The organism is Ruminococcus sp. AM42-11, from assembly GCF_003480145.1.
Classification (GTDB): Bacteria; Bacillota; Clostridia; order Lachnospirales; family Lachnospiraceae; genus Blautia_A; species Blautia_A faecis.
The window spans coordinates 129,584-149,147 of sequence record NZ_QUIO01000001.1 but is presented as its reverse complement, the minus strand read 5'-3'; the positions used below and the strand labels follow the sequence as shown (position 1 = coordinate 149,147).

General features: G+C 42.3%; 14 protein-coding genes and 1 pseudogene. 8 read left to right on the top strand and 7 right to left on the bottom strand.

Annotated elements, in window-relative coordinates:
* Window positions 1-29 precede the first annotated feature (29 nt).
* From DW904_RS00630 to DW904_RS00620, 4 genes are all read right to left on the bottom strand, one after another.
* The gene (locus DW904_RS00630; protein WP_243110229.1) at window positions 30-1,472 is read right to left on the bottom strand and encodes a GGDEF domain-containing phosphodiesterase; all 1,443 of its coding nucleotides are present in this window, start codon (window positions 1,470-1,472) and stop codon (window positions 30-32) included.
* Window positions 1,385-1,972 (bottom strand): GGDEF domain-containing protein, encoded by a 588-nt coding sequence (locus DW904_RS23360; protein WP_243110228.1) that lies wholly within the window; start codon window positions 1,970-1,972, stop codon window positions 1,385-1,387. Before DW904_RS23360 ends, DW904_RS00630 begins: the two co-directional genes overlap by 88 nt.
* Before the next feature lie 111 nt (window positions 1,973-2,083).
* On the bottom strand, window positions 2,084-2,302 hold the full coding sequence (locus tag DW904_RS00625) for a FeoA family protein (RefSeq protein ID WP_118577646.1): 219 nt from the start codon (window positions 2,300-2,302) through the stop codon (window positions 2,084-2,086).
* 478 nt (window positions 2,303-2,780) lie between these two features.
* Entirely contained in the window at window positions 2,781-3,623 is an 843-nt protein-coding gene (locus DW904_RS00620) for a NifB/NifX family molybdenum-iron cluster-binding protein (protein ID WP_118577645.1), read from the bottom strand.
* 402 nt (window positions 3,624-4,025) lie between these two features.
* Here DW904_RS00620 and DW904_RS00615 point away from each other — a divergent pair, with 402 nt between their 5' ends.
* The gene (locus DW904_RS00615; RefSeq protein WP_118577644.1) at window positions 4,026-4,757 is read left to right on the top strand and encodes an ATP-binding cassette domain-containing protein; all 732 of its coding nucleotides are present in this window, start codon (window positions 4,026-4,028) and stop codon (window positions 4,755-4,757) included.
* Window positions 4,757-5,680: a SufD family Fe-S cluster assembly protein gene (locus tag DW904_RS00610; protein ID WP_118577643.1), complete on the top strand. Its 924-nt coding sequence runs from the start codon at window positions 4,757-4,759 to the stop codon at window positions 5,678-5,680. The genes DW904_RS00615 and DW904_RS00610 overlap by 1 nt, the downstream gene beginning before the upstream one ends.
* A gap of 174 nt (window positions 5,681-5,854) precedes the next feature.
* Here DW904_RS00610 and DW904_RS00605 read toward each other — a convergent pair whose 3' ends face one another.
* Window positions 5,855-6,952, bottom strand: coding sequence for a hypothetical protein (locus DW904_RS00605; protein ID WP_147422275.1), 1,098 nt, complete (start codon window positions 6,950-6,952; stop codon window positions 5,855-5,857).
* Between DW904_RS00605 and DW904_RS22670 the strand changes: the two genes are divergently transcribed.
* The 4 genes from DW904_RS22670 to DW904_RS00590 all read left to right on the top strand — a co-directional run bounded on the left by DW904_RS22670 (window position 6,951) and on the right by DW904_RS00590 (window position 10,676).
* Window positions 6,951-7,088 (top strand): hypothetical protein, encoded by a 138-nt coding sequence (locus tag DW904_RS22670; protein ID WP_202187644.1) that lies wholly within the window; start codon window positions 6,951-6,953, stop codon window positions 7,086-7,088. The genes DW904_RS00605 and DW904_RS22670 overlap by 2 nt on opposite strands.
* Before the next feature lie 160 nt (window positions 7,089-7,248).
* Window positions 7,249-7,683, top strand: coding sequence for an Hsp20/alpha crystallin family protein (locus DW904_RS00600; RefSeq protein WP_118577641.1), 435 nt, complete (start codon window positions 7,249-7,251; stop codon window positions 7,681-7,683).
* A gap of 635 nt (window positions 7,684-8,318) precedes the next feature.
* Window positions 8,319-9,269: a 3'-5' exonuclease gene (locus DW904_RS00595; RefSeq protein ID WP_118577640.1), complete on the top strand. Its 951-nt coding sequence runs from the start codon at window positions 8,319-8,321 to the stop codon at window positions 9,267-9,269.
* 123 nt (window positions 9,270-9,392) lie between these two features.
* Window positions 9,393-10,676 (top strand): hypothetical protein, encoded by a 1,284-nt coding sequence (locus tag DW904_RS00590; RefSeq protein ID WP_118577639.1) that lies wholly within the window; start codon window positions 9,393-9,395, stop codon window positions 10,674-10,676.
* A gap of 131 nt (window positions 10,677-10,807) precedes the next feature.
* Here the strand turns inward: DW904_RS00590 and DW904_RS00585 are convergent, their stop codons facing one another.
* Window positions 10,808-12,040, bottom strand: a complete 1,233-nt coding sequence (locus DW904_RS00585; RefSeq protein ID WP_243110227.1) for a D-alanyl-D-alanine carboxypeptidase family protein — start codon at window positions 12,038-12,040, stop codon at window positions 10,808-10,810.
* Between the two features lie 617 nt (window positions 12,041-12,657).
* Between DW904_RS00585 and ileS the strand changes: the two are divergent.
* Together ileS and DW904_RS00575 are read left to right on the top strand one after the other, a co-directional pair.
* Window positions 12,658-15,809, top strand: a pseudogene (gene ileS, locus DW904_RS00580) (isoleucine--tRNA ligase).
* Between the two features lie 28 nt (window positions 15,810-15,837).
* On the top strand, window positions 15,838-18,312 hold the full coding sequence (locus tag DW904_RS00575; RefSeq protein WP_347561984.1) for a glycogen/starch/alpha-glucan phosphorylase: 2,475 nt from the start codon (window positions 15,838-15,840) through the stop codon (window positions 18,310-18,312).
* Window positions 18,313-18,416: 104 nt separating this feature from the next.
* On the opposite strand, the gene DW904_RS00570 is transcribed toward DW904_RS00575, so the two are convergent.
* Window positions 18,417-19,172 (bottom strand): PIG-L family deacetylase, encoded by a 756-nt coding sequence (locus DW904_RS00570; protein ID WP_118577637.1) that lies wholly within the window; start codon window positions 19,170-19,172, stop codon window positions 18,417-18,419.
* Window positions 19,173-19,564 lie beyond the last annotated feature (392 nt).

Sequence of the window (19,564 nt, the reverse complement as noted above, 5' to 3'; positions counted from 1 at the left end):
AAACTGCACGCTCCACTTTTCAGTATATTTTACCCAATTAATTGTTCAAATTTTGCCATTTCCATGGGCTTATAATAATAATATCCCTGCAGTTCATCGCATCCCTCTGCCACCAGAAAGTCTACCATTTCTTTAGTTTCCACACCTTCACATACAATAAACTTATTAGTCCTTTTCAACAGATGGAAAATCTCCTGTAGCACGATTTTTCCATTCTCTGTGAGCTTATCTGACAGGAATTTCTTGTCGATTTTTACCTCGTCAAACAGGATATCCTTTAATGTATTTAAGGAAGAATATCCAGAACCGAAATCATCCATAGAGATCCGAATGTTTTTCTCATGGAAGAAGCGGATCATGTGATTAACCGCCTCAATATTATGAATATAAGTAGATTCCGTAATCTCAAAAATTAAATATTGAGAGGGAATTTCATATTTCTGGATTAAATGTGAAACCTTTTCTGTGAATGTGTGGATTTTCCGAAAATGAACCGGAGATACATTCAGGGACAGAGGCAACAGCTTAAGCCCTTTTTCCCGTCTGTCTGCCAGCCACTGAAATGCTGTTTCATAAACATAATAATCCAGAGCTTCAATCTCCCCGGTTTCTTCCAAAATAGGAAGAAAACTGTCTGGAAACCACAGATCTCCATTTGCTCTCTGCCAGCGGACAAGTATTTCTGCACTGGCAATTTTCTGCTTCCTTCCGCTGATTTTTGGTTGGAAATAAATCTGAAATTCTTTCTTCCCAAGTGCTTCCTTAAAAGAGTGAATAGTGTCTGCACGTTTCTGTTCAGCAAGAGCAATTTCTCTTGTATATTCGCACACACCGCAAAGCTTATCTTTCGCCTTTATGCGGACGATATTGGAGTGCGAAATAATTTCTTCGCCTGGAATTTTCATGTTTTCCAGATAATAAATACCAGTGTTCAGGGAAAGATAATTTACAGGATAAGCAGCCAGAACTTCTTTTGTAGTCTGCTTGTTAGACTCAATAATTCGTTTTTTAACAGCTGTATGCTCCGCTCCGGTAATGTCAATAACAGCTACAAAGATGTCTGAATGATACCTGTTTACAAACAAGGTTTGTGGAAAAAGTTCCATTTTTTTCAGAATAAAATTCAGAATATTAGTCCCGGTTTCATACCCCCAATAGTCATTAATAAGGTGAAAATTGCTTACATCTGTCATTAGAAAAGCATACTTTTTTTCACCGTTGCTATTATTTAAAATAGTAAAAAGTTTCTCTTTCAAAGACTCTGTAGAGATACTTTCCGCCAGTCGATTCCGGCAAAACTCCTGTGGCTTTTTTGCCATTTGTTCCTTTTTATAACGCTTGTCCTGATACATTTTCTGATCGGCAATTTCCAGAAGATCCATAATCAGGTAGTAGTGATTTTTGCAGCTGATATCGTATCCGACTGCATAGCTGATAGGATGGTCAGCTGTTTGATTATACACATCCAGCATGGATTGAGCTGAATATTCATCTGCTCCAGCTGAGACCAGGTGGCGTGACTTTGCACGATTACAAACTCATCACCGCCGAATCTGGCAAGAAAACTATCCTCAGTGAGTATCCGTGTCAGGTAAGCAGCAAAGGTCTGAATAAATACATCCCCCTGTTCGTGACCATATGTATCGTTGATTTTTTTCAGATTGTTCAGGTCGAACATCATGACACCCACATTCAAGGTATCGTCTGCATTCTGAAGCTGCTGCAGCTTCTTTTCCAGTGATTTTTTATCGTGGACGCCTGCTACGTCAAAGCCAGAACTTCGGATCATATTTCTGAGATAATCTCCTAAAGTAAGGGAAACCGCACATCCCACAAGGGATAAAATAATCAGAAAAGCAAAGGTTTTCTGACTTATTCCGCGTCTGTGACGGGTAATTAATGCAGTCAAAAATACAATGTAAAATGTTGTCTGCAGGTAGCAGAGTTTCATAATTGTTTTGTTTCTTTCCATACATTTCTCCAGTATATAGTGCCTGATATTTCAATTGTAACTATTCGGAAGACAGCATTTTGCGGAGGGCGTAACTGTGAAGATACTGAATAGTTAGTTTCTGTTTTTTAATCAGCCTGCGTATACAATAATTTTCTTTGCAAGCTCCTTATCCAGGCCGATTTTGCTGCCCTTTACCATAACTACATAATACCCGTGTAATTCTGATAAAATCGTAACCTGCGTTCCTGGGACAAAGCCCAGGGATTCCAGATAATGCCGCTGTTTTTCCAGTCCGCACACCTTATTAATGATATAAAAATGGTTAAACTCAGTTAAACTTAAAGGCATTGTGACGACCTCCTTTAAATAACGTTAGCAAAGACTAACATAGTATAACACGCATTTCATACAGATGGTATAGAAAATACATTTTTGAGAAATTTTTTCAGTTGATATCTACAGAAAAAGGAGTGAGTAATACCGGAAATAAGTATTTTCAGAAGTAAGGAAAATCAGACTTTTATTTTACGTGAGTCATCAATCATTGGTTCTGTTCTGATTTTTGCGGGACTGGTTGTCTCACTGAAGAAGACGAAGGAGAAGATGCAGGCTGAGGGAGCACCACAGGCAAGGAACTGCTGACTTCCATATATGGCAATGTCACCGGCAGGCGACATTGCCGTTTAGTGAACAGAGCGTACAAAAAAGACTGATATAAACAATACTGGTACTTCAGGAGGTTGTTGCTGGAGTCTGGTATGTTATTATATCAGTCTTTTTTACGAATACAGTCAATTAACCGCTCTGGTCAAATCTGTGGCAGATATTAATGGCAGGAATGGCTTCCGCAGCCATGATCGCCGCAGCTGTGTCCTTCTCCATGATGGTCGTGATGATTACAATGCACATCAGGATCATAGCCAAGATTTCCTGCAAGCAGTGCGTTTACAGCTTCGTCTGCATTTCCTGAAACTCCGCCGAAAAGACGGATTCCAGCCTGGGCAAGTGCATTCTGGGCACCGCCGCCAATACCGCCGCAGATCAGGGTATCTACGCCATGTGCAACCAGGAATCCAGCCAGTGCGCCGTGACCGCTTCCATTGGTATCGACTACTTCGGCACTTACAACCTTGCCATCTGCAATGTCATAGATCTTGAATGTTTCTGTGTGTCCAAAGTGCTGAAAAATTTCTCCATTTTCATAAGTAACTGCAATCTTCATAATGATATCTCCTTCATTTTGTAAATTTGATTTAGAAAGTGAACTATTAGATCGGTCAGCGGCTGGCAGTTCCTGTGAAAGGTCCAGGCTGGTAAGCGGAGTCTGTTTAGATTCCTTTCGGCAGCAGCATTTCCAGCAGCGCGTATGCTCCCGTCCTTCGCAGAGCCGGTAATTTCCCCCGGCTATGACAAGGCGCTGCCCAAGGACGATGCACCGGGCAATTTTTTCCCGGGCAGTTTCATAAATTTCCGTGACAGTTGTCCGGGAAATGTCCATCTGGGCAGCACATTGTTCGTGAGTTTTCTTCTCCAGATCTACCAGACGGATGACTTCATATTCATCCAGAGTCAGAGTGACAGCTTCCGACTCTCTGGGACATTCTTCAGGAGAAAAAGTTTCATATTGGGGTGCCTGGCAGATTCTGCGGCATCTGGGCGGTCTGGGCATATATGTCACCTCCTTGTTTTCGACATATGTCGATTATAAACCAAAAGAAGAGAAAATTCAATACTATTATTTTCTGAGCGCTATTCAATGTTGCTCCAATATGATATAGTTTTGTTACTGTTCATTTGTAACGCTCTGCGAGGTGTTTTTGGTGGATAAAGTTTACAGAAAACCAGAGAACTAAGTTTGCGTAGCAAACGCTACTTCTTGTGCCTGTCACAAGAAGGTTCGTGTTTCTGTGCGTCGTGAAGCGCGTTGCTGTGAAGGTCGTGGTTGACAATTTTTTTTATTTGGAGTACAGTCCAAGAAGAGATAAAATCGTTATTGCTCAAAAGCAATTTTTTTCTGGAATTTCGGGCACAATTGGAGCAGTAATGTAAAATTAACAGAAGAGGTACGAATATGCTGAAAGTAAAGAACCTGACTTTTGAAGTGAATGAAGAAGGGAAAAAGCGCTGTCTGGTAAATCACATCAGTTTTGATGTTCATGATGGGGAAATGCTGGTAATCACCGGACCCAATGGAGGTGGAAAATCCACCCTGGCCAAGGTACTGGCTGGCATTGAGAAAGCAGACAGCGGAGAAATTTATCTGGATGATGAGAACATTACAGGATACGATATTGATCATCGTGCAAATGCGGGAATTGGCTATGCATTTCAGCAGCCACCCCGCTTTAAAGGCATGACCGTGGCAAGAATGTTATCTCTTGCAGCAGGAAAGAATTTAACGGAAAAAGAGAGCTGTGACCTTCTCTCAGCTGTAGGACTTTGTTCCGAAGATTACCTGAACCGTCAGCTGGATGGAACCCTTTCCGGCGGTGAAATGAAGCGAATTGAGATTGCCACAGTTTTAGCGAAGTCTCATAAAGTAAGCATTTTTGATGAACCTGAAGCAGGAATCGACCTGTGGAGCTTTTCCATGCTGATCAAGCGCTTTGAGGAGATTCATCGTGAGAAAAAGGAGTGCCTGATCCTGATTTCCCATCAGGAAAAAATCATCAATATGGCAGATAAAATCATGGTAATTGAAGACGGTGAAGTAAAGAAATATGGTACGAAAGAAGACGTTTTCCCAACCTTATTTCAGCAGGAAAAATGTCAGAAATGTCTGAATGAAGGAGGAAAATGTTGATGGTTAAAGTAGAAGAAACAACCCAGGGTGTGCTTGATAAGATCAGCGAAGGCTTTGCGCAGAAAGGTGCTTTTAATCTCCGTCAGAATGGTATTTCCATCTGTCACGGTGACAGCGAACATATCAAAATAAAGAAAAAAGAGGACAAGCCGGGAATCGATATTTTCATTGACGGGGAGACAAAGGGAGAGAAGGTTTTCATCCCGGTAGTGGTAAGTGTATCTGGAATGACCGATCTGGTTTACAATGATTTTTATGTGGCAGACGGTGCAGATGTTGACATTGTTGCAGGCTGCGGAATCCACAATAGTGGCTGTAATGACAGTCGTCACGATGGTATTCATACTTTCCATGTGGGTAAAAATGCTAATGTACATTACGAGGAAAAACACTATGGAGAGGGGAATGGAACCGGAAGCAGAGTGCTGAATCCCGTAACTAATATTGAGCTTGGAGAGAACTCCGTATTTACGCTGGATACCGTTCAGATCAAAGGTGTTGACTCCACAATCCGTACCACAAATGTTTCAATGGATGCAGATTCCAAGCTGTTTGTTCTGGAACGTCTGATGACAGATGGGGAGCAGAAAGCGGAGTCTGATATTGAAGTCTGTATGAACGGAGCGGGATCTTCTGCACAGATTATTTCCCGTTCTGTTGGAAAGGGAAACTCTTCCCAGGTTTTCCATCCGAAGGCTGTTGGAAAGAACAAATGTCACGCACATATCCAGTGTGATTCCATTATTATGGATCATGCAGAGGTGGGTTCTATCCCGGAAATCCAGGCGAAGCATGTGGATGCTGCAATTGTTCATGAGGCCGCTATTGGAAGAATTAACGATGAGCAGCTTCTGAAGCTAAGAACTCTTGGAATGACGGAAGCTGAGGCGGAAAATGTGATCATTGAGAATTTCCTGAGTTGAGAAAAACTTAAACAGAAAAATAACTATTCAGTAGGTATGTACTATTTTGCGGAGGTTGTAACTGTGAAGATGCTGAATAGTTATACAGAGAATATAGAATCTTCAGGTTAGTTTGGAAGATTTATGAAAAAATGCCAGGCAGCGTCGTTCAAAGACGCTGCCTGGCATTTGACATTATCTAATTTTTACGGATTTTTTGGAACTCCATTTGGAATAATATTTTTTGCCGCTTACAACTTTGTAGGTGCGGATCCGTACATAATATTTTTTCTTTGAAACCAGTTCCTTTAAGGTTGCGCGTGTAGCAGAGTCTTTTACGGTAAGGGTTTTCGCCTTTTTCATGCTGCTGTTCTGGTTGCCTTTATCGGAATCATCTTTACCGGAGTTATCTTTACCGGAGTTATCTTTACCGGAATCGTCTTTACCAGAGTTATCTTTACCAGAATCATCTTTACCGGAATCGTCTTTACCGGAGTCATCTTTACCAGAATCATCCTTACCAGAATCGTCTTTACCAGAATCATCTTTACCAGAATCATCTTTACCAGGATTATCTTTTCCTGCGTCCGAGTCATCCTTGCCAGGAGCAGCTGTGATCGTAAAGGTTGTGTTAATAATGCCGGTGTAATTTCCAGCTCCAGTAATAGTTACAGTAGCAGTACCTTCCTTCACATTATCTTTATAAGAAACTGTGAAATCAGTGCCTGTTGCAAGCGTCTTGTCTCCGTATGTAACGGTAACATCCGGGCATTTCTCTGTTCCGTCACTGGTGTAGGAATACTGGGAAAGGGAAGCGGAATAGCGGCTGATATCCAATGGTTTAATGGTAAAGTCTTTCGTAACAGAACCAGTGTAATTTCCACTGCCGTTTACGATAACAGAAGCAGTACCTGCATCCCAGTTGTTTCTGTAGGAAACGTAATAATCCTGGTTCAGGGTTAATTCCTTGTCCCCGCTTTTTACTGTGGCGTTTGGGCGTAAAGAGGAGCCTGTGTAGGTAAGGCTTTCATTGGAAAGCGTAACCGTGCAGCTGCTGATGTCAGCTCTGTTTATAGTAAACGATTTGGTTACATACCCCTGGTAATTTCCAATTCCATCAATTCCAACCCACGGAGAATTGTAATAACTGCTTGGTTCAATGTTGTTGTGGTATGTTACAGTGAAATCCCTGTCTTTTACCAGGGTTTTACCATTGTGGGTAACTGTCACTTCAGGAGTTACCTCGGAACCAGTGTAATATGCCGGGGCAATGGAGAATCTGGCATTTGCCATGATCTACAATACAATCACTGGAAATGCAGATGCAGTAGAGGAAAATGGCGATGCAGTTCGTCTGCACCAGAATTTCTGGAACTCCACAAGGGAAAATGTGAAAAGGGACACAAATTTAGTTTTTTATTTAAGATAAATGTGAAAAAAATGTGAAATTAGCACTCTCCTCTTGACAGTGCTAACAATGCGTGTTATATTACATGCAGAACAAAGGAAGAGAGAAAAAGAAATCTTCCAGTTTCAACAATGATGTTAATTAAACACGCAAGTGTTCACAATATAAGGAGGAATGGATTATGTTAATGCCTAGTATTTTTGGAGAAGATTTATTTGATGACTGGATGAGATTACCAGCAGAAAGAGAGAATCGCAGAGGTTACAGAGCTGCTGAATTGATGAAGACAGATATTAAGGATGTGGATGGAAATTATGAGCTGAGCATTGATCTTCCAGGCTTCCATAAAGAGGATGTGAAGATTCAGCTGAAGGATGGCTATCTGAACATTCAGGCTTCCAGAACCGAGAATAAAGATGAGAAAGACAATAACGGCAAATACGTTCACAGAGAGCGTTACACCGGACAGTGCTCCAGAAGCTTTTACGTAGGTAAGGAACTGGAGCATGAGGACATCCATGCGAAATATGACAATGGTGTTCTGACTGTTACTTTCCCGAAGGAAGCGAAGAAAAAAGTGCCGGAAGAGAAGAAGTTTATTTCTATTGAAGGCTGATTTCCGGGGAAAGAGCTGTTTTAACAGATAAGAATTCCCGTGGGAAACTGATAACAGATAATAACTGGCGCGGAGCAGTTCACCTGCTTCGTGCCGATGAAATAAATAATTGAAATAGACGATTGAAATAGATAATTGAATTAGATAATATAGAGTGTGCATTAGCCGTAAATCAGAAGCGGCGGCTGATATTGCCGACTTACATAAGTAACGAGTGAAAGCGGCAGAGCATGTTTTATTTGATGTGCTTGCAGTGTATAGATTATTCAGTAATATTGAAATAATGGTAAACAGCTTCTTTTATATAGATTGTGTTTCATTTTAAGACGATTTCTTAATTTACATAGATTTTGTTTCATACCCCCTCATTTCCTGCCGGCTACCCACCGGCAGGTTTTTTCTTATGTCTTTACATCATTTCACCTGTCTGCTATACTTGTCTGGAATTGTTGATAACTGCAAAGGATAGAACAAAAATCTCCCACAAATTATGATGTACATCTTGCAGAAAGCCTTTTCAAACAGGCTCCAGAGCGTGAAAACAAGATGTTGCTGCAATAATCGTGGATGGCAAAAATATGTTACTGTTTACCTGTTCACAGTAACAAAAACATTTTCAGAGAAGGAATTTACCCATGAATTACATTGTATTTGACCTGGAATGGAATCAGAGTCCGGGGGGAAAAAGGTGGTCTAATAGCCGTCTGCCTTTTGAAATCATAGAAATCGGCGCCATAAAACTAAATGAAGAGAAAGAAATTGTGGATAGCTTTCAGCGTCTGATCAAGCCCCAGGTGTACAATTGGATTCATGACAGCATTCATGAAGTGATTCACATGAATTATAAGGATCTGCAGAATGGAACTCTTTTCCCACAGGCCATCACGGAATTTTTGGAATGGTGTGGCGAAGAATATATTTTCTTTACCTGGGGAAATCAGGATGTAATGGAACTGCAGCGGAACATGAAATATTATGGAAAACTTTCCCTGCTCAAAGGTCCGGTGACTTATTATGATGTGCAGAAATTATTTGCTATTCGTTATGAAGAAAATGACGAGCGCCGTGCTCTGGAATTTGCTGCTGATAAAATGGGCGTGGAGAAGAAAATGGATTTTCACCGCGCTCTGGGAGATGCTTATTATACTGCATGTATTCTCCAGAAAATAGAAGATAAATACATTTTTCCAAACTCATCCCTGGACGTGTATCAGAATCCCAAGAGCAAGCGTGAAGAGATTCACATATCCTATCCAACCTATGATAAATATGTATCCCGGGAGTTCTATTCCCGCGAAAAAGCCATGAAGGACCGGGAAGTAACCAGCACGAAATGTCCATTGTGCCATAATCCTGCCAAGCGTAAGATCCGTTGGTTTATGAATAATTCCAAGGTTTACTACAGTGTGTCCCTCTGTCAGGAGCATGGCTTTGTACTGGGAAAAATCAGGATTCGCCGAACGGAAGACAATAAGTACTATGTAATTAAGAAGCTCACCAATGTAACCGATGAAGAAGCCGATGAAATCCGCCAGAAACGTGATGCGCATCGTGCCAAACGGAGACTGAAGAAAGAAGAGCAGTAAATCCGTGAAACTACTTCTTGTAACGAATGAAAAACTAACATTTGGTTAATAGAAAAATCCCCTCCAATCACATATGCTGATTATAAGTAATACAACAACAGCGTATAAAAAAGGAGGGGTTTTATGAGTTTAAGAAATTATTTTTACAGGTTTGGGAAATACATTCTGACATTTTTCTTTGTAACACTGCTGATGGTTCTCTTTGGTCCGCTGCGGGCGCAGGCTGCTATCACCAAGGAAGTTACCTCGGATGGTTTTAAACTCAGCGGAACGGGCAGCATGAATGTGTGGGATGGAGACGAATTCCGCTATTATATCGGTTATCAGATCCCTCATGAAGACTCCATGGATTACAAGGTAGATGTGACTATGACTTTTCAAAGCTCCAGTCTGACGCCAGGCAGGGCAAGCGTGTATCTGGATGACGACAGCATACCCTTATATTCAAACGGAGGTACGGTGCTGCAGGGCTCAGCCACGTTCTCCAAATCTGATGAAATGGAATTGATGGAAATATTTGTAAATTATGATAGTTTTCCAAGTGAGCAGAACGTAGATTTTTCCATCACTGTAAATGTGCGGGAAAATCGCAAAAACGCAGATATTGCCATTTATCCGCCGGAAAACAATTACGACAAAACCACAGGAATGTTCCTGGTAACGGTTGACGATCCTTATGTTTTTTATTCAAATAAGGATTCGTCCAAATATTCTGTAAGTATTTCGGACTCATCGGTGGCACAGATTACAGGCATTACTCCAAAATCCAATGACAGCTTTGAGGTGAGCGTATATTTTGCAAAAGCAGGTTCAGCGGATTTCATTTTCAAATATGGAAATCAGACGAAAAAGGTGACCTTCACAGTAGCGAAAACAGTCATAACTGTTTCCAGCTCCATCTCCCTGAAGGTGGGGGATACCACCATGTTTTCCAATTATGTTTTCAAAACCGGCGGTGGAAGCATCACCATCAAGAAAGTGAAATCCAGCAATAAAAAGATCGTTGATGCAGCCGGAGGATTCCTGATCGCAAAGAAGCCTGGCACTGCCAAGGTAAGTGCCCTGGTAAATGGCAAGCGGAGAACCATAACCGTGATCGTCGGCAAAAAGCCTGCCCCCAAGCCAAAACTGAAACAGCTTCAGGTAAAAGTGAAAGGCTATAAATATTATCCGGATTCCGGCAAAACCATTTACACAACCCGCTTCACCAATAAATCCAAAAGCACCATCACAAAAGTGAAGCTGAAATTTACCATGACCATTAATGAAGAAATGACCCGCACCAAAACCTTTAAGGTCAATATAAAACCGGGAAAGACAAAAACCATGAAGCTGAATATAGGAAAACTAATAGCAGATCCTTCAAATATTACGGTGAAATGTCTGAAATTCTGGTATAAGAGTTGAGAAATGAAATTGTAGTAATAGGAGCATTTCGAATAAAGAGATAAAAGAATATTGTGTAAAGTAGAGGAACTACAATAATACAGGGCTAAGAACGAAAATGCGTAATGCAGTTTTCATTCTTAGCCCTTATTCTATAAAGTCGGTGTTGTCAGCAGACTGGTCATGATCGACCGTTCATACTGCATTCCCCATCCAACCATCTGGCCATTGAAATAATACTTGCTCTTTAATCTCAATGGTCCCACAGCGTTGGAAAGAATGGCCTGTTTCTTGGTAAGAACACTGAGGCCTGTCCCTGTGGGGACGGTCACGTATACATTTTTTGTGTAGTAGAATGGATAAGTATTTCCGCAATTATTCAGCAGATACTGCTCACTTGGAAGATTTTTCTTCGGAACAGGATTCTTGCTGATTTTCATTTTTTTACATTCGAAATTGTCGAAACCGTAATCCAGGAGACTTTTTGTGTCAGCCCAGGCACCATTTACGGAATTCATCACAACTGCAACCAGGGTCATATTTCCACGCTTGGCATAGGTGATCAGAGTAGCACCGGCAGCATCTGTGTAGCCTGTTTTTCCACCCAGAACACCATCATAGGCGTAATCCCTGCCAGCCATCATTTTGTGATGATTGAGCAGATAGCGGGTTTCTGTAAAAATATTGGTAGGCGGAATTTCATAAAGATCTGTGGTGAAAAATTTCCTGCAAAGTGGATTCTGCCATGCAGCCTTGGCTATTTTTGCCATGTCGCCTGCGGTGGTTACATGAGTCTCATCAGGAAGTCCGTTAGGGTTATTAAAATGGGTGTTTTTGCATCCAAGCTGCTGGGCTCTGGTGTTCATCAGCTCTACAAACTTCTTCACAGAACCGGAAACCTCTTCCCCGATACCAAGTGCCATTTCATTGGCTGATTCCAGCATCAGTGCCATAAGACATTGTTCAACTGTAAAAACCTCTCCGGCGTCACCATAAATGGTGGAACTTCCCGCTTCAATTCCGTAAGCCGCCTGCTGAGAAAGGGTAAGCTGTGCGTTCACGTCCAGGTTCTCACATCCAAGAAGACAGGTGAGAAGCTTGGTAATACTGGCCGGGTAAAGCTGAGTATTGGCATTCTTGGAATACAGGACCGCTTCTGTATTTAAGTCCATGAGAACTGCTGACTGCGCCTCAATCTTAGGACCCTCTGGCCAACCCTCAATGGAATCGCTATCAGCTGCCTGTGCATAATATTCGGTATGCGGATCCGGAGTAGGAGTGGGAGATTCGCTGGCAGTGTCTGTAGCTTCTGCCCAGACAGCGCCCGTCTGCCCAAGCAGCATTGCTGCTGTCAGGATTCCACAGAAAATCCGCTTTATTTTCATATGAAGATTTTTCCTGATCATATAAAATCCTTTCTTAAAATAGTACATAAAATTCCCAATACGTAATTGCATTATACCACTTTTCTTTATGTAAAACTATTAAAAGAGTGTGAATTGTTCACAACACCCCGGAAAATCCACAAATTCAGCATTATTTTCCCCTATTCTCCCCATTTTTTCAGCGGAAAAACACTTGACATATAGAAATTCAGACCCTTATAATAGACAGGAAACAGAATAGTTAAAGACTGTGATGGAGACAGTAAGCTGATTTTGAACGTTTAAGGTTGTGCGGACACAGACAGCAGCAATCTTTTCAGCGAGACGGGGATGGTGTAAGCCCGCCGCAAGTAGATTCAGCCGAAGATCACTCCGGAGTTTTATCTCTGAAGGAACAAGTAGGAGATAACGGAATTCCCCCGTTACAGGGAGCGTGTATCGGCTGCGTGTGCAAGCCTGTACAATGTAACAGGTGGTATAACGAGTGCTGACAGCTTTCGTCCTTTTGCAGGATGAGAGCTTTTTTTATGCAGACGGAGAATCCTGCAGGCAGGATTCTTTATGTAACAGGAAATCCCAACAGCAATCGACTGATAATTTTAAAGGAGGAAAAAGCTTTGTACCAGAAAGTAGACACGAATCTGAATTTCGTAGATCGCGAGAAAAAAGTAGAAGAATTCTGGAAAGAAAACCATATTTTCGAAAAAAGTATGGAAAACCGTAAAGAAGGCCCGACTTACACATTCTATGACGGACCGCCAACAGCAAACGGCAAGCCGCATATCGGCCATGTGCTGACACGTGTTATCAAGGATATGATCCCAAGATACCGTGCAATGAAGGGTTACATGGTTCCGCGTAAGGCTGGATGGGATACCCATGGTCTTCCGGTAGAGCTTGAAGTAGAGAAGAAGCTTGGTCTGGATGGAAAAGAGCAGATCGAGGAATACGGTATGGAGCCGTTCATCCAGCAGTGTAAAGAGAGTGTCTGGAAATACAAAGGAATGTGGGAGGATTTCTCCTCAACAGTTGGTTTCTGGGCTGATATGGAGCATCCATATGTAACTTACGAGGACAATTATATTGAGTCCGAGTGGTGGGCACTGAAAGAAATCTGGAACAAAGGCCTCTTATACAAAGGCTTCAAGATCGTTCCTTACTGTCCACGCTGCGGAACCCCGCTTTCATCCCAGGAGGTTTCCCAGGGCTATAAATTAGTAAAAGAGCGTTCTGCAATCGCACGTTTCAAAGTGGTTGGAGAGGATGCATATTTCCTGGCATGGACCACAACACCGTGGACACTGCCTTCTAACGTTGCACTTTGCGTAAATCCGGATGAGACTTACTGTAAAGTAAAAGCAGCAGACAGATACACTTATTATATGGCAGAAGCACTTCTTGACAAAGTACTTGGCAAGCTTGCAAAGGAAGAAGAGCCTGCATATGAGGTCCTGGAAACCTATAAAGGAAAAGACCTGGAATACAAGGAATATGAGCCACTGTTTAAATGCACAGGTGACTATGTAGCATCCAAGGGCAAGAAAGCGCATTATCTCGTATGTGATAACTACGTTACCATGAGTGATGGTACCGGTATCGTTCATATCGCTCCTGCATTTGGTGAAGACGACAGCCGTGTAGGACGTGAATATGACCTTCCGTTTGTACAGTTTGTAGATGGCAAGGGTGATCTTACTGCTGAGACACCATATGCCGGTGTATTTGTTAAGAAAGCAGACCCAATGGTACTGGCTGATCTTGAAAAAGAAGGCAAGCTGTTCGATGCTCCGAAATTTGAGCATGATTACCCACACTGCTGGCGTTGCGATACACCACTGATCTACTACGCAAGAGAATCCTGGTTTATTAAAATGACAGCTGTTAAAGATGACCTGATCCGCAATAACAACACCATTAACTGGATCCCGGAGAGCATCGGTAAAGGACGTTTCGGCGACTGGCTTGAGAACGTTCAGGACTGGGGAATCAGCGTAACCGTTACTGGGGAACTCCACTGAATATCTGGGAGTGCAGCTGCGGTCATATGGAATCTGTTGGAAGCCGTCAGGATCTCTATGAGAAAACTGGTGACGAGCGCGCCAAGACAGTAGAGCTTCACCGCCCATACATTGACGAGCTTACCATGAAGTGTCCGGAGTGCGGCGGCACTATGCACCGTGTACCGGAGGTTATTGACTGCTGGTTCGATTCAGGAGCAATGCCATTTGCACAGCATCATTATCCATTTGAGAATCAGGAATTGTTCAAACAGCAGTTCCCGGCAAACTTTATTTCCGAGGCTGTTGACCAGACAAGAGGATGGTTCTATTCCCTTCTTGCTGAGTCTACTCTTCTGTTTAATCAGGCTCCATATAAGAACGTTATCGTTCTTGGACATGTTCAGGATGAGAATGGCCAGAAGATGAGTAAGTCCAAGGGAAATGCAGTTGATCCGTTTGATGCACTTCAGACATACGGTGCAGATGCCATCCGCTGGTACTTCTACATCAACAGTGCACCATGGCTGCCGAACCGTTTCCATGGCAAGGCTGTTCAGGAAGGTCAGCGTAAATTTATGGGTACTCTGTGGAATACCTATGCATTCTTTGTACTTTATGCAAATATTGATAACTTCGATGCTACCAAATATACACTTGACTATGACAAGCTTCCGGTTATGGACAAATGGCTCCTCAGCAAGCTGAATACACTTGTAAAGACTGTTGACGAGGATCTGAACGACTATAAGATTCCGGAGACTGCAAGAGCACTTCAGGGCTTTGTAGACGAGATGAGTAACTGGTATGTAAGACGCTGCCGTGAGCGTTTCTGGGCAAAAGGCATGGAGCAGGATAAGATCAATGCGTACATGACTCTTTACACAGCACTGGTAACAGTTGCCAAGGCTGCAGCTCCGATGATCCCGTTCATGACAGAAGATATTTACCAGAATCTTGTAAGATCTCTGGACAAAACAGCTCCTGAGAGTATCCATCTCTGCGACTTCCCGGAAGTAAAGGAAGAGTGGATCAACAAGGATCTGGAAGAAAACATGGAAGAAGTTCTGGACGTTGTTGTTCTTGGCCGTGCATGCCGTAATACGGCAAATATCAAGAACCGTCAGCCAATCGGAACCATGTATGTAAAAGCTCCGAAGGTGATGGATAAATATTTCACAGACATTATTGCAGACGAGCTGAATGTAAAAGAAGTGAAATTTGCAGATGACGTGGAATCCTTCATTTCCTACAGCTTCAAGCCACAGCTTCGTACAGTGGGACCGAAATACGGCAAGCTTCTCGGCGGAATCCGCACTGCACTTGCCCAGATCAACGGAAACAAGGCTATGAACGAGCTGAAAACAAACGGTGTACTTGTACTTGATATCGATGGAAACAAGGTTGAGCTTACAGAGGAAGACCTGCTCATCGAGACTGCACAGACAGAAGGTTATGTAACAGAGTCAGAAGGCGAGACTGCAGTTGTTCTGGATACCAACCTGACACCTGAGCTGATCGAAGAGGGATTTGTCCGCGAGATCATCAGTAAAGTACAGACCATGCGTAAAGAGGCTGGCTTTGAGGTTATGGATAAGATCCGTGTATCTGTAAAAGATAATGACAAGATTATCGAGACCATGAAGGCAAACGAGGCTGAGATCAAATCTGAAGTTCTGGCTGAGGATGTTGTTTATGGCGAGACAGATGGTTATGTAAAAGAGTGGAATATTAATAAAGAGCATGTAACTCTTGGTGTTACAAAGCTTTGATTTAACATACAACAGGAGGATCAAAATGATTGACAAACAGTTTGACAAAGAAACCTTCAAGAAAAGTGTAAAAGACAACGTTAAGTTTCTTTACCGCAGAAAGCTTGAAGAGGCAACTCAGGAGCAGCTTTTCCAGGCAGTAAGCTACACAGTGAAGGATGTGATCATCGATAACTGGCTTGATACACAGAACGCTTATGAAAAGCAGGATCCGAAGATCGTATATTATATGTCCATGGAGTTTCTTATGGGACGTGCCCTTGGAAACAACCTTTTAAACCTTGGTGCATACGGTGAAGTGAAAGAAGCTCTTGAAGAGCTTGGAATCGACATCAATGCACTTGAGGATCAGGAGCCGGATCCGGCTCTTGGAAACGGTGGTCTGGGAAGACTTGCAGCATGCTTCCTTGATTCCCTTGCAACACTTGGATACAGTGCATATGGCTGCGGAATCCGTTACCGTTATGGTATGTTCAAACAGGAAATCAGAGACGGATACCAGGTTGAGGTTCCGGATGCATGGCTTGAAGAAGGCTATCCATTTGAGCTTCGTCGTCCGGAGTACGCAAAAGAGGTACATTTCGGGGGATATGTAAGAGTTGAATATGACCAGGCAACCGGCCAGAACAAATTTGTCCATGAAGGATATCAGGCAGTAAAGGCAATCCCATACGATATGCCGATCGTTGGTTATGAGAACAATGTAGTAAATACACTTCGTATCTGGGATGCTGCTGCTATCGAAGAGTTTGGATTTGATTCCTTTGACAAAGGTGATTACAAGAAAGCCGTTGAGCAGGAGAACCTCGCAAAGGATATCGTAAACGTTCTTTATCCGAACGATAATAAAATGTCCGGTAAAGAGCTTCGTCTGAAACAGCAGTACTTCTTCGTATCTGCAAGTGTTCAGGCTGCAATCGAGAAATATAAGAAAACACATAATGATATTAAGAAGCTCCACGAGAAAGTCGTATTCCAGATGAACGATACTCATCCGACTATGGCTGTTGCAGAGCTTATGCGTCTTCTTATGGATCAGGAAGGTCTTGGCTGGGATGATGCATGGGCTGTAACTACCAAATGTGTTGCTTACACTAACCATACCATTATGGCTGAGGCTCTTGAGAAATGGCCGATCGAGCTGTTCTCCAGACTTCTTCCACGTGTATATCAGATCATCGAAGAGATCAACCGTCGTTTCATCATTGAAGTACAGAACAGATATCCTGGAAACTATGAGAAAATCAAAAAGATGGCAATCATCTATGACGGACAGGTTAAGATGGCTCACCTTGCAATCGTTGCAGGCTTCTCTGTAAATGGTGTTGCAAGACTTCATACAGAAATCCTGAAGAATCAGGAGTTAAAAGATTTCTATGAGATGATGCCGGAGAAATTTAATAACAAAACCAACGGTATCACTCAGAGACGTTTCCTTCTTCACGGAAACCAGAATCTTGCTGCATGGATCACAGACCATATTGGACCAGACTGGATCACAGATCTTTCCCAGATCAGCAAGCTGAAGGTATATGCTGATGATGAGAAAGCACTTCAGGAGTTTATGAATATTAAATTCCAGAACAAACAGCGTCTTGCAAAATATATTCTGGAGCACAATGGTGTTGAAGTTGATCCTCATTCCATTTTCGATGTACAGGTTAAGAGACTTCATGAGTATAAGAGACAGCTTCTCAATATCCTTCATGTAATTTATCTGTACAACCAGATTAAATTACATCCGGAGATGGAATTCTATCCAAGAACCTTCATCTTTGGTGCAAAAGCTTCTGCAGCATATGAGCGTGCGAAAAAGATTATCAAACTGATCAACTGCGTAGCGGATGTTGTAAACAACGATCTATCAATTGGTGGTAAGATCAAGGTTGTATTTATCGAGAACTACAGAGTATCTAATGCTGAGATGATCTTTGCAGCAGCAGATGTTTCCGAGCAGATTTCTACTGCAAGTAAAGAGGCTTCCGGTACAGGTAACATGAAGTTCATGCTGAACGGTGCTCCTACACTTGGAACCATGGACGGTGCAAACGTAGAGATCGTTGAGGAAGTTGGTCAGGAGAACGCATTCATCTTCGGTATGAGCGCTGACCAGATCATTAATTATGAGAACCATGGCGGATACGATCCAGACTTTATCTACAACACAGATGCTGAGATCCGTCAGGTACTGATGCAGCTGATCAATGGAACCTTCTCCAGCGATACAGAGCTGTTCAGAGATATCTATGATTCTCTTCTGAACACTAAGAACTGCTCCAGAGCAGACCAGTATTTCATTCTCGGAGACTTCAGATCCTATGCTGAGGCTCAGAAGAGAGTGGAGGCAGCTTATAAGGATGAGAAGAAGTGGGCGAAGATGGCACTTCTGAACACTGCATGCAGTGGTAAATTCTCCTCTGACAGAACCATCCAGGAGTATGTAGATGATATCTGGCATCTGGATAAGGTTGTTGTAACCAAGAGCGAGGCTGCTGAGAAATAAATAAGGGCAGATTCATTTTGCGAAAAAAATTATAAGAAATAATAAAGGCTGTGTTCATGCCAGGATAAATAAATTCTGGCATAGACACAGCTTTTTATATAAGATCAGAAATCTTCTTTCTGCCAGTACTCATAGGGCAGCATATGATACATTTTCCTTACGGTAGTCCGTTGACTGACATAGAGCTTTGCCAGCTTGCGCTTCTGTATATAAAGATCTTTAGGCATTTCTTCAAGGTCGTAGGGAACCTTGTCGTTTACATAATACGTTCCAAAAGAATAGAAATCAGCATTGCAGTCTGTCTCTTTATAGGCTTCTGCTACAAGCTGGTGAGTCATCTGGTGGTGATGATGGCCGTACTCACCGTCTGCATTGTGAGTGGCAACCTGTTTCCAGTCTTTGTAGTTCAGGACTGTGGCAATATCTGCTTCCATATCTTTTTTCCAGTAGTTCCAGCTGCTGCGATCTTTTCCGATTTTGTCCGGGTAGGAAAGAATCAGATATTTATCGCCAGTGGCTTCCATTACAGCTTTAAATTCTGCGCTTCGAACCGGATCATTTCCACGGGTCATACACACTACCAGATAATCGTCTTCAATCAAGTGCCGTCCACCCCAGAGCAAATCATCATCTGGGTGCGCCACAAACATCACCTTGTCGTAACCATCCAGATCAAGGGCGTCCAGATCAGCAGCAGTTACATGGGGCAGATTCAGGTAAGGATAAAAAAGATAAAGCTTATGGCAGGCAAAGGCAATCGCGCTTAGTATTACAATTGCCGCCAGTAACTGTTTCCAGTGCCGCACAAACCAGGAAAAAAGGCTGGCAGTGTTGGAACTGGGAGAAAAATTATTTTTCATATCAGGTACTCCAGTCTGAGTTTATTAGTATAAACGAAATGGTTATCTTAATTATACTATATTTCTCATAAGTTACAAGACAGAGCGTGTTTGGTCCGTGTGTTGGTTTATATTATATGCTTGCGGTACCTCTTGCCTGGTATCTGGGAACCTTTAACTTTAATGGATATTCAGATGAAATTTATGGATGGAATGACTGCCGTCAGGAAAATAAGGGAAATGTTGATAGATTGCAACGTTTCTCTGCGGCTTTTTGCCTGGTCTGATTGCGGTTGCAAGGAAAGAGGATATAGATCTAAATAATTTAATACACATAAAACGTGATTTTTGTGTTAAAATAGTAATGAAAAACGTGAGAAAATTGCAAATAAAAGCTTATAAAACGTGAAGGC

Coding starts and splice junctions, on each gene's coding strand:
- DW904_RS00585 (WP_243110227.1), bottom strand. CDS start 12,040: ATGAAAATAAAGCGGATTTTCTGTGGAATCCTGACAGCAGCAATGCTG.
- DW904_RS22670 (WP_202187644.1), top strand. CDS start 6,951: ATGATCTACAATACAATCACTGGAAATGCAGATGCAGTAGAGGAAAAT.
- DW904_RS00620 (WP_118577645.1), bottom strand. CDS start 3,623: ATGCCCAGACCGCCCAGATGCCGCAGAATCTGCCAGGCACCCCAATAT.
- DW904_RS00595 (WP_118577640.1), top strand. CDS start 8,319: ATGAATTACATTGTATTTGACCTGGAATGGAATCAGAGTCCGGGGGGA.
- DW904_RS00605 (WP_147422275.1), bottom strand. CDS start 6,952: ATGGCAAATGCCAGATTCTCCATTGCCCCGGCATATTACACTGGTTCC.
- DW904_RS00600 (WP_118577641.1), top strand. CDS start 7,249: ATGTTAATGCCTAGTATTTTTGGAGAAGATTTATTTGATGACTGGATG.
- DW904_RS00590 (WP_118577639.1), top strand. CDS start 9,393: ATGAGTTTAAGAAATTATTTTTACAGGTTTGGGAAATACATTCTGACA.
- DW904_RS00625 (WP_118577646.1), bottom strand. CDS start 2,302: ATGCCTTTAAGTTTAACTGAGTTTAACCATTTTTATATCATTAATAAG.
- DW904_RS23360 (WP_243110228.1), bottom strand. CDS start 1,972: ATGGAAAGAAACAAAACAATTATGAAACTCTGCTACCTGCAGACAACA.
- DW904_RS00615 (WP_118577644.1), top strand. CDS start 4,026: ATGCTGAAAGTAAAGAACCTGACTTTTGAAGTGAATGAAGAAGGGAAA.
- DW904_RS00570 (WP_118577637.1), bottom strand. CDS start 19,172: ATGAAAAATAATTTTTCTCCCAGTTCCAACACTGCCAGCCTTTTTTCC.
- DW904_RS00630 (WP_243110229.1), bottom strand. CDS start 1,472: ATGCTGGATGTGTATAATCAAACAGCTGACCATCCTATCAGCTATGCA.
- DW904_RS00610 (WP_118577643.1), top strand. CDS start 4,757: ATGGTTAAAGTAGAAGAAACAACCCAGGGTGTGCTTGATAAGATCAGC.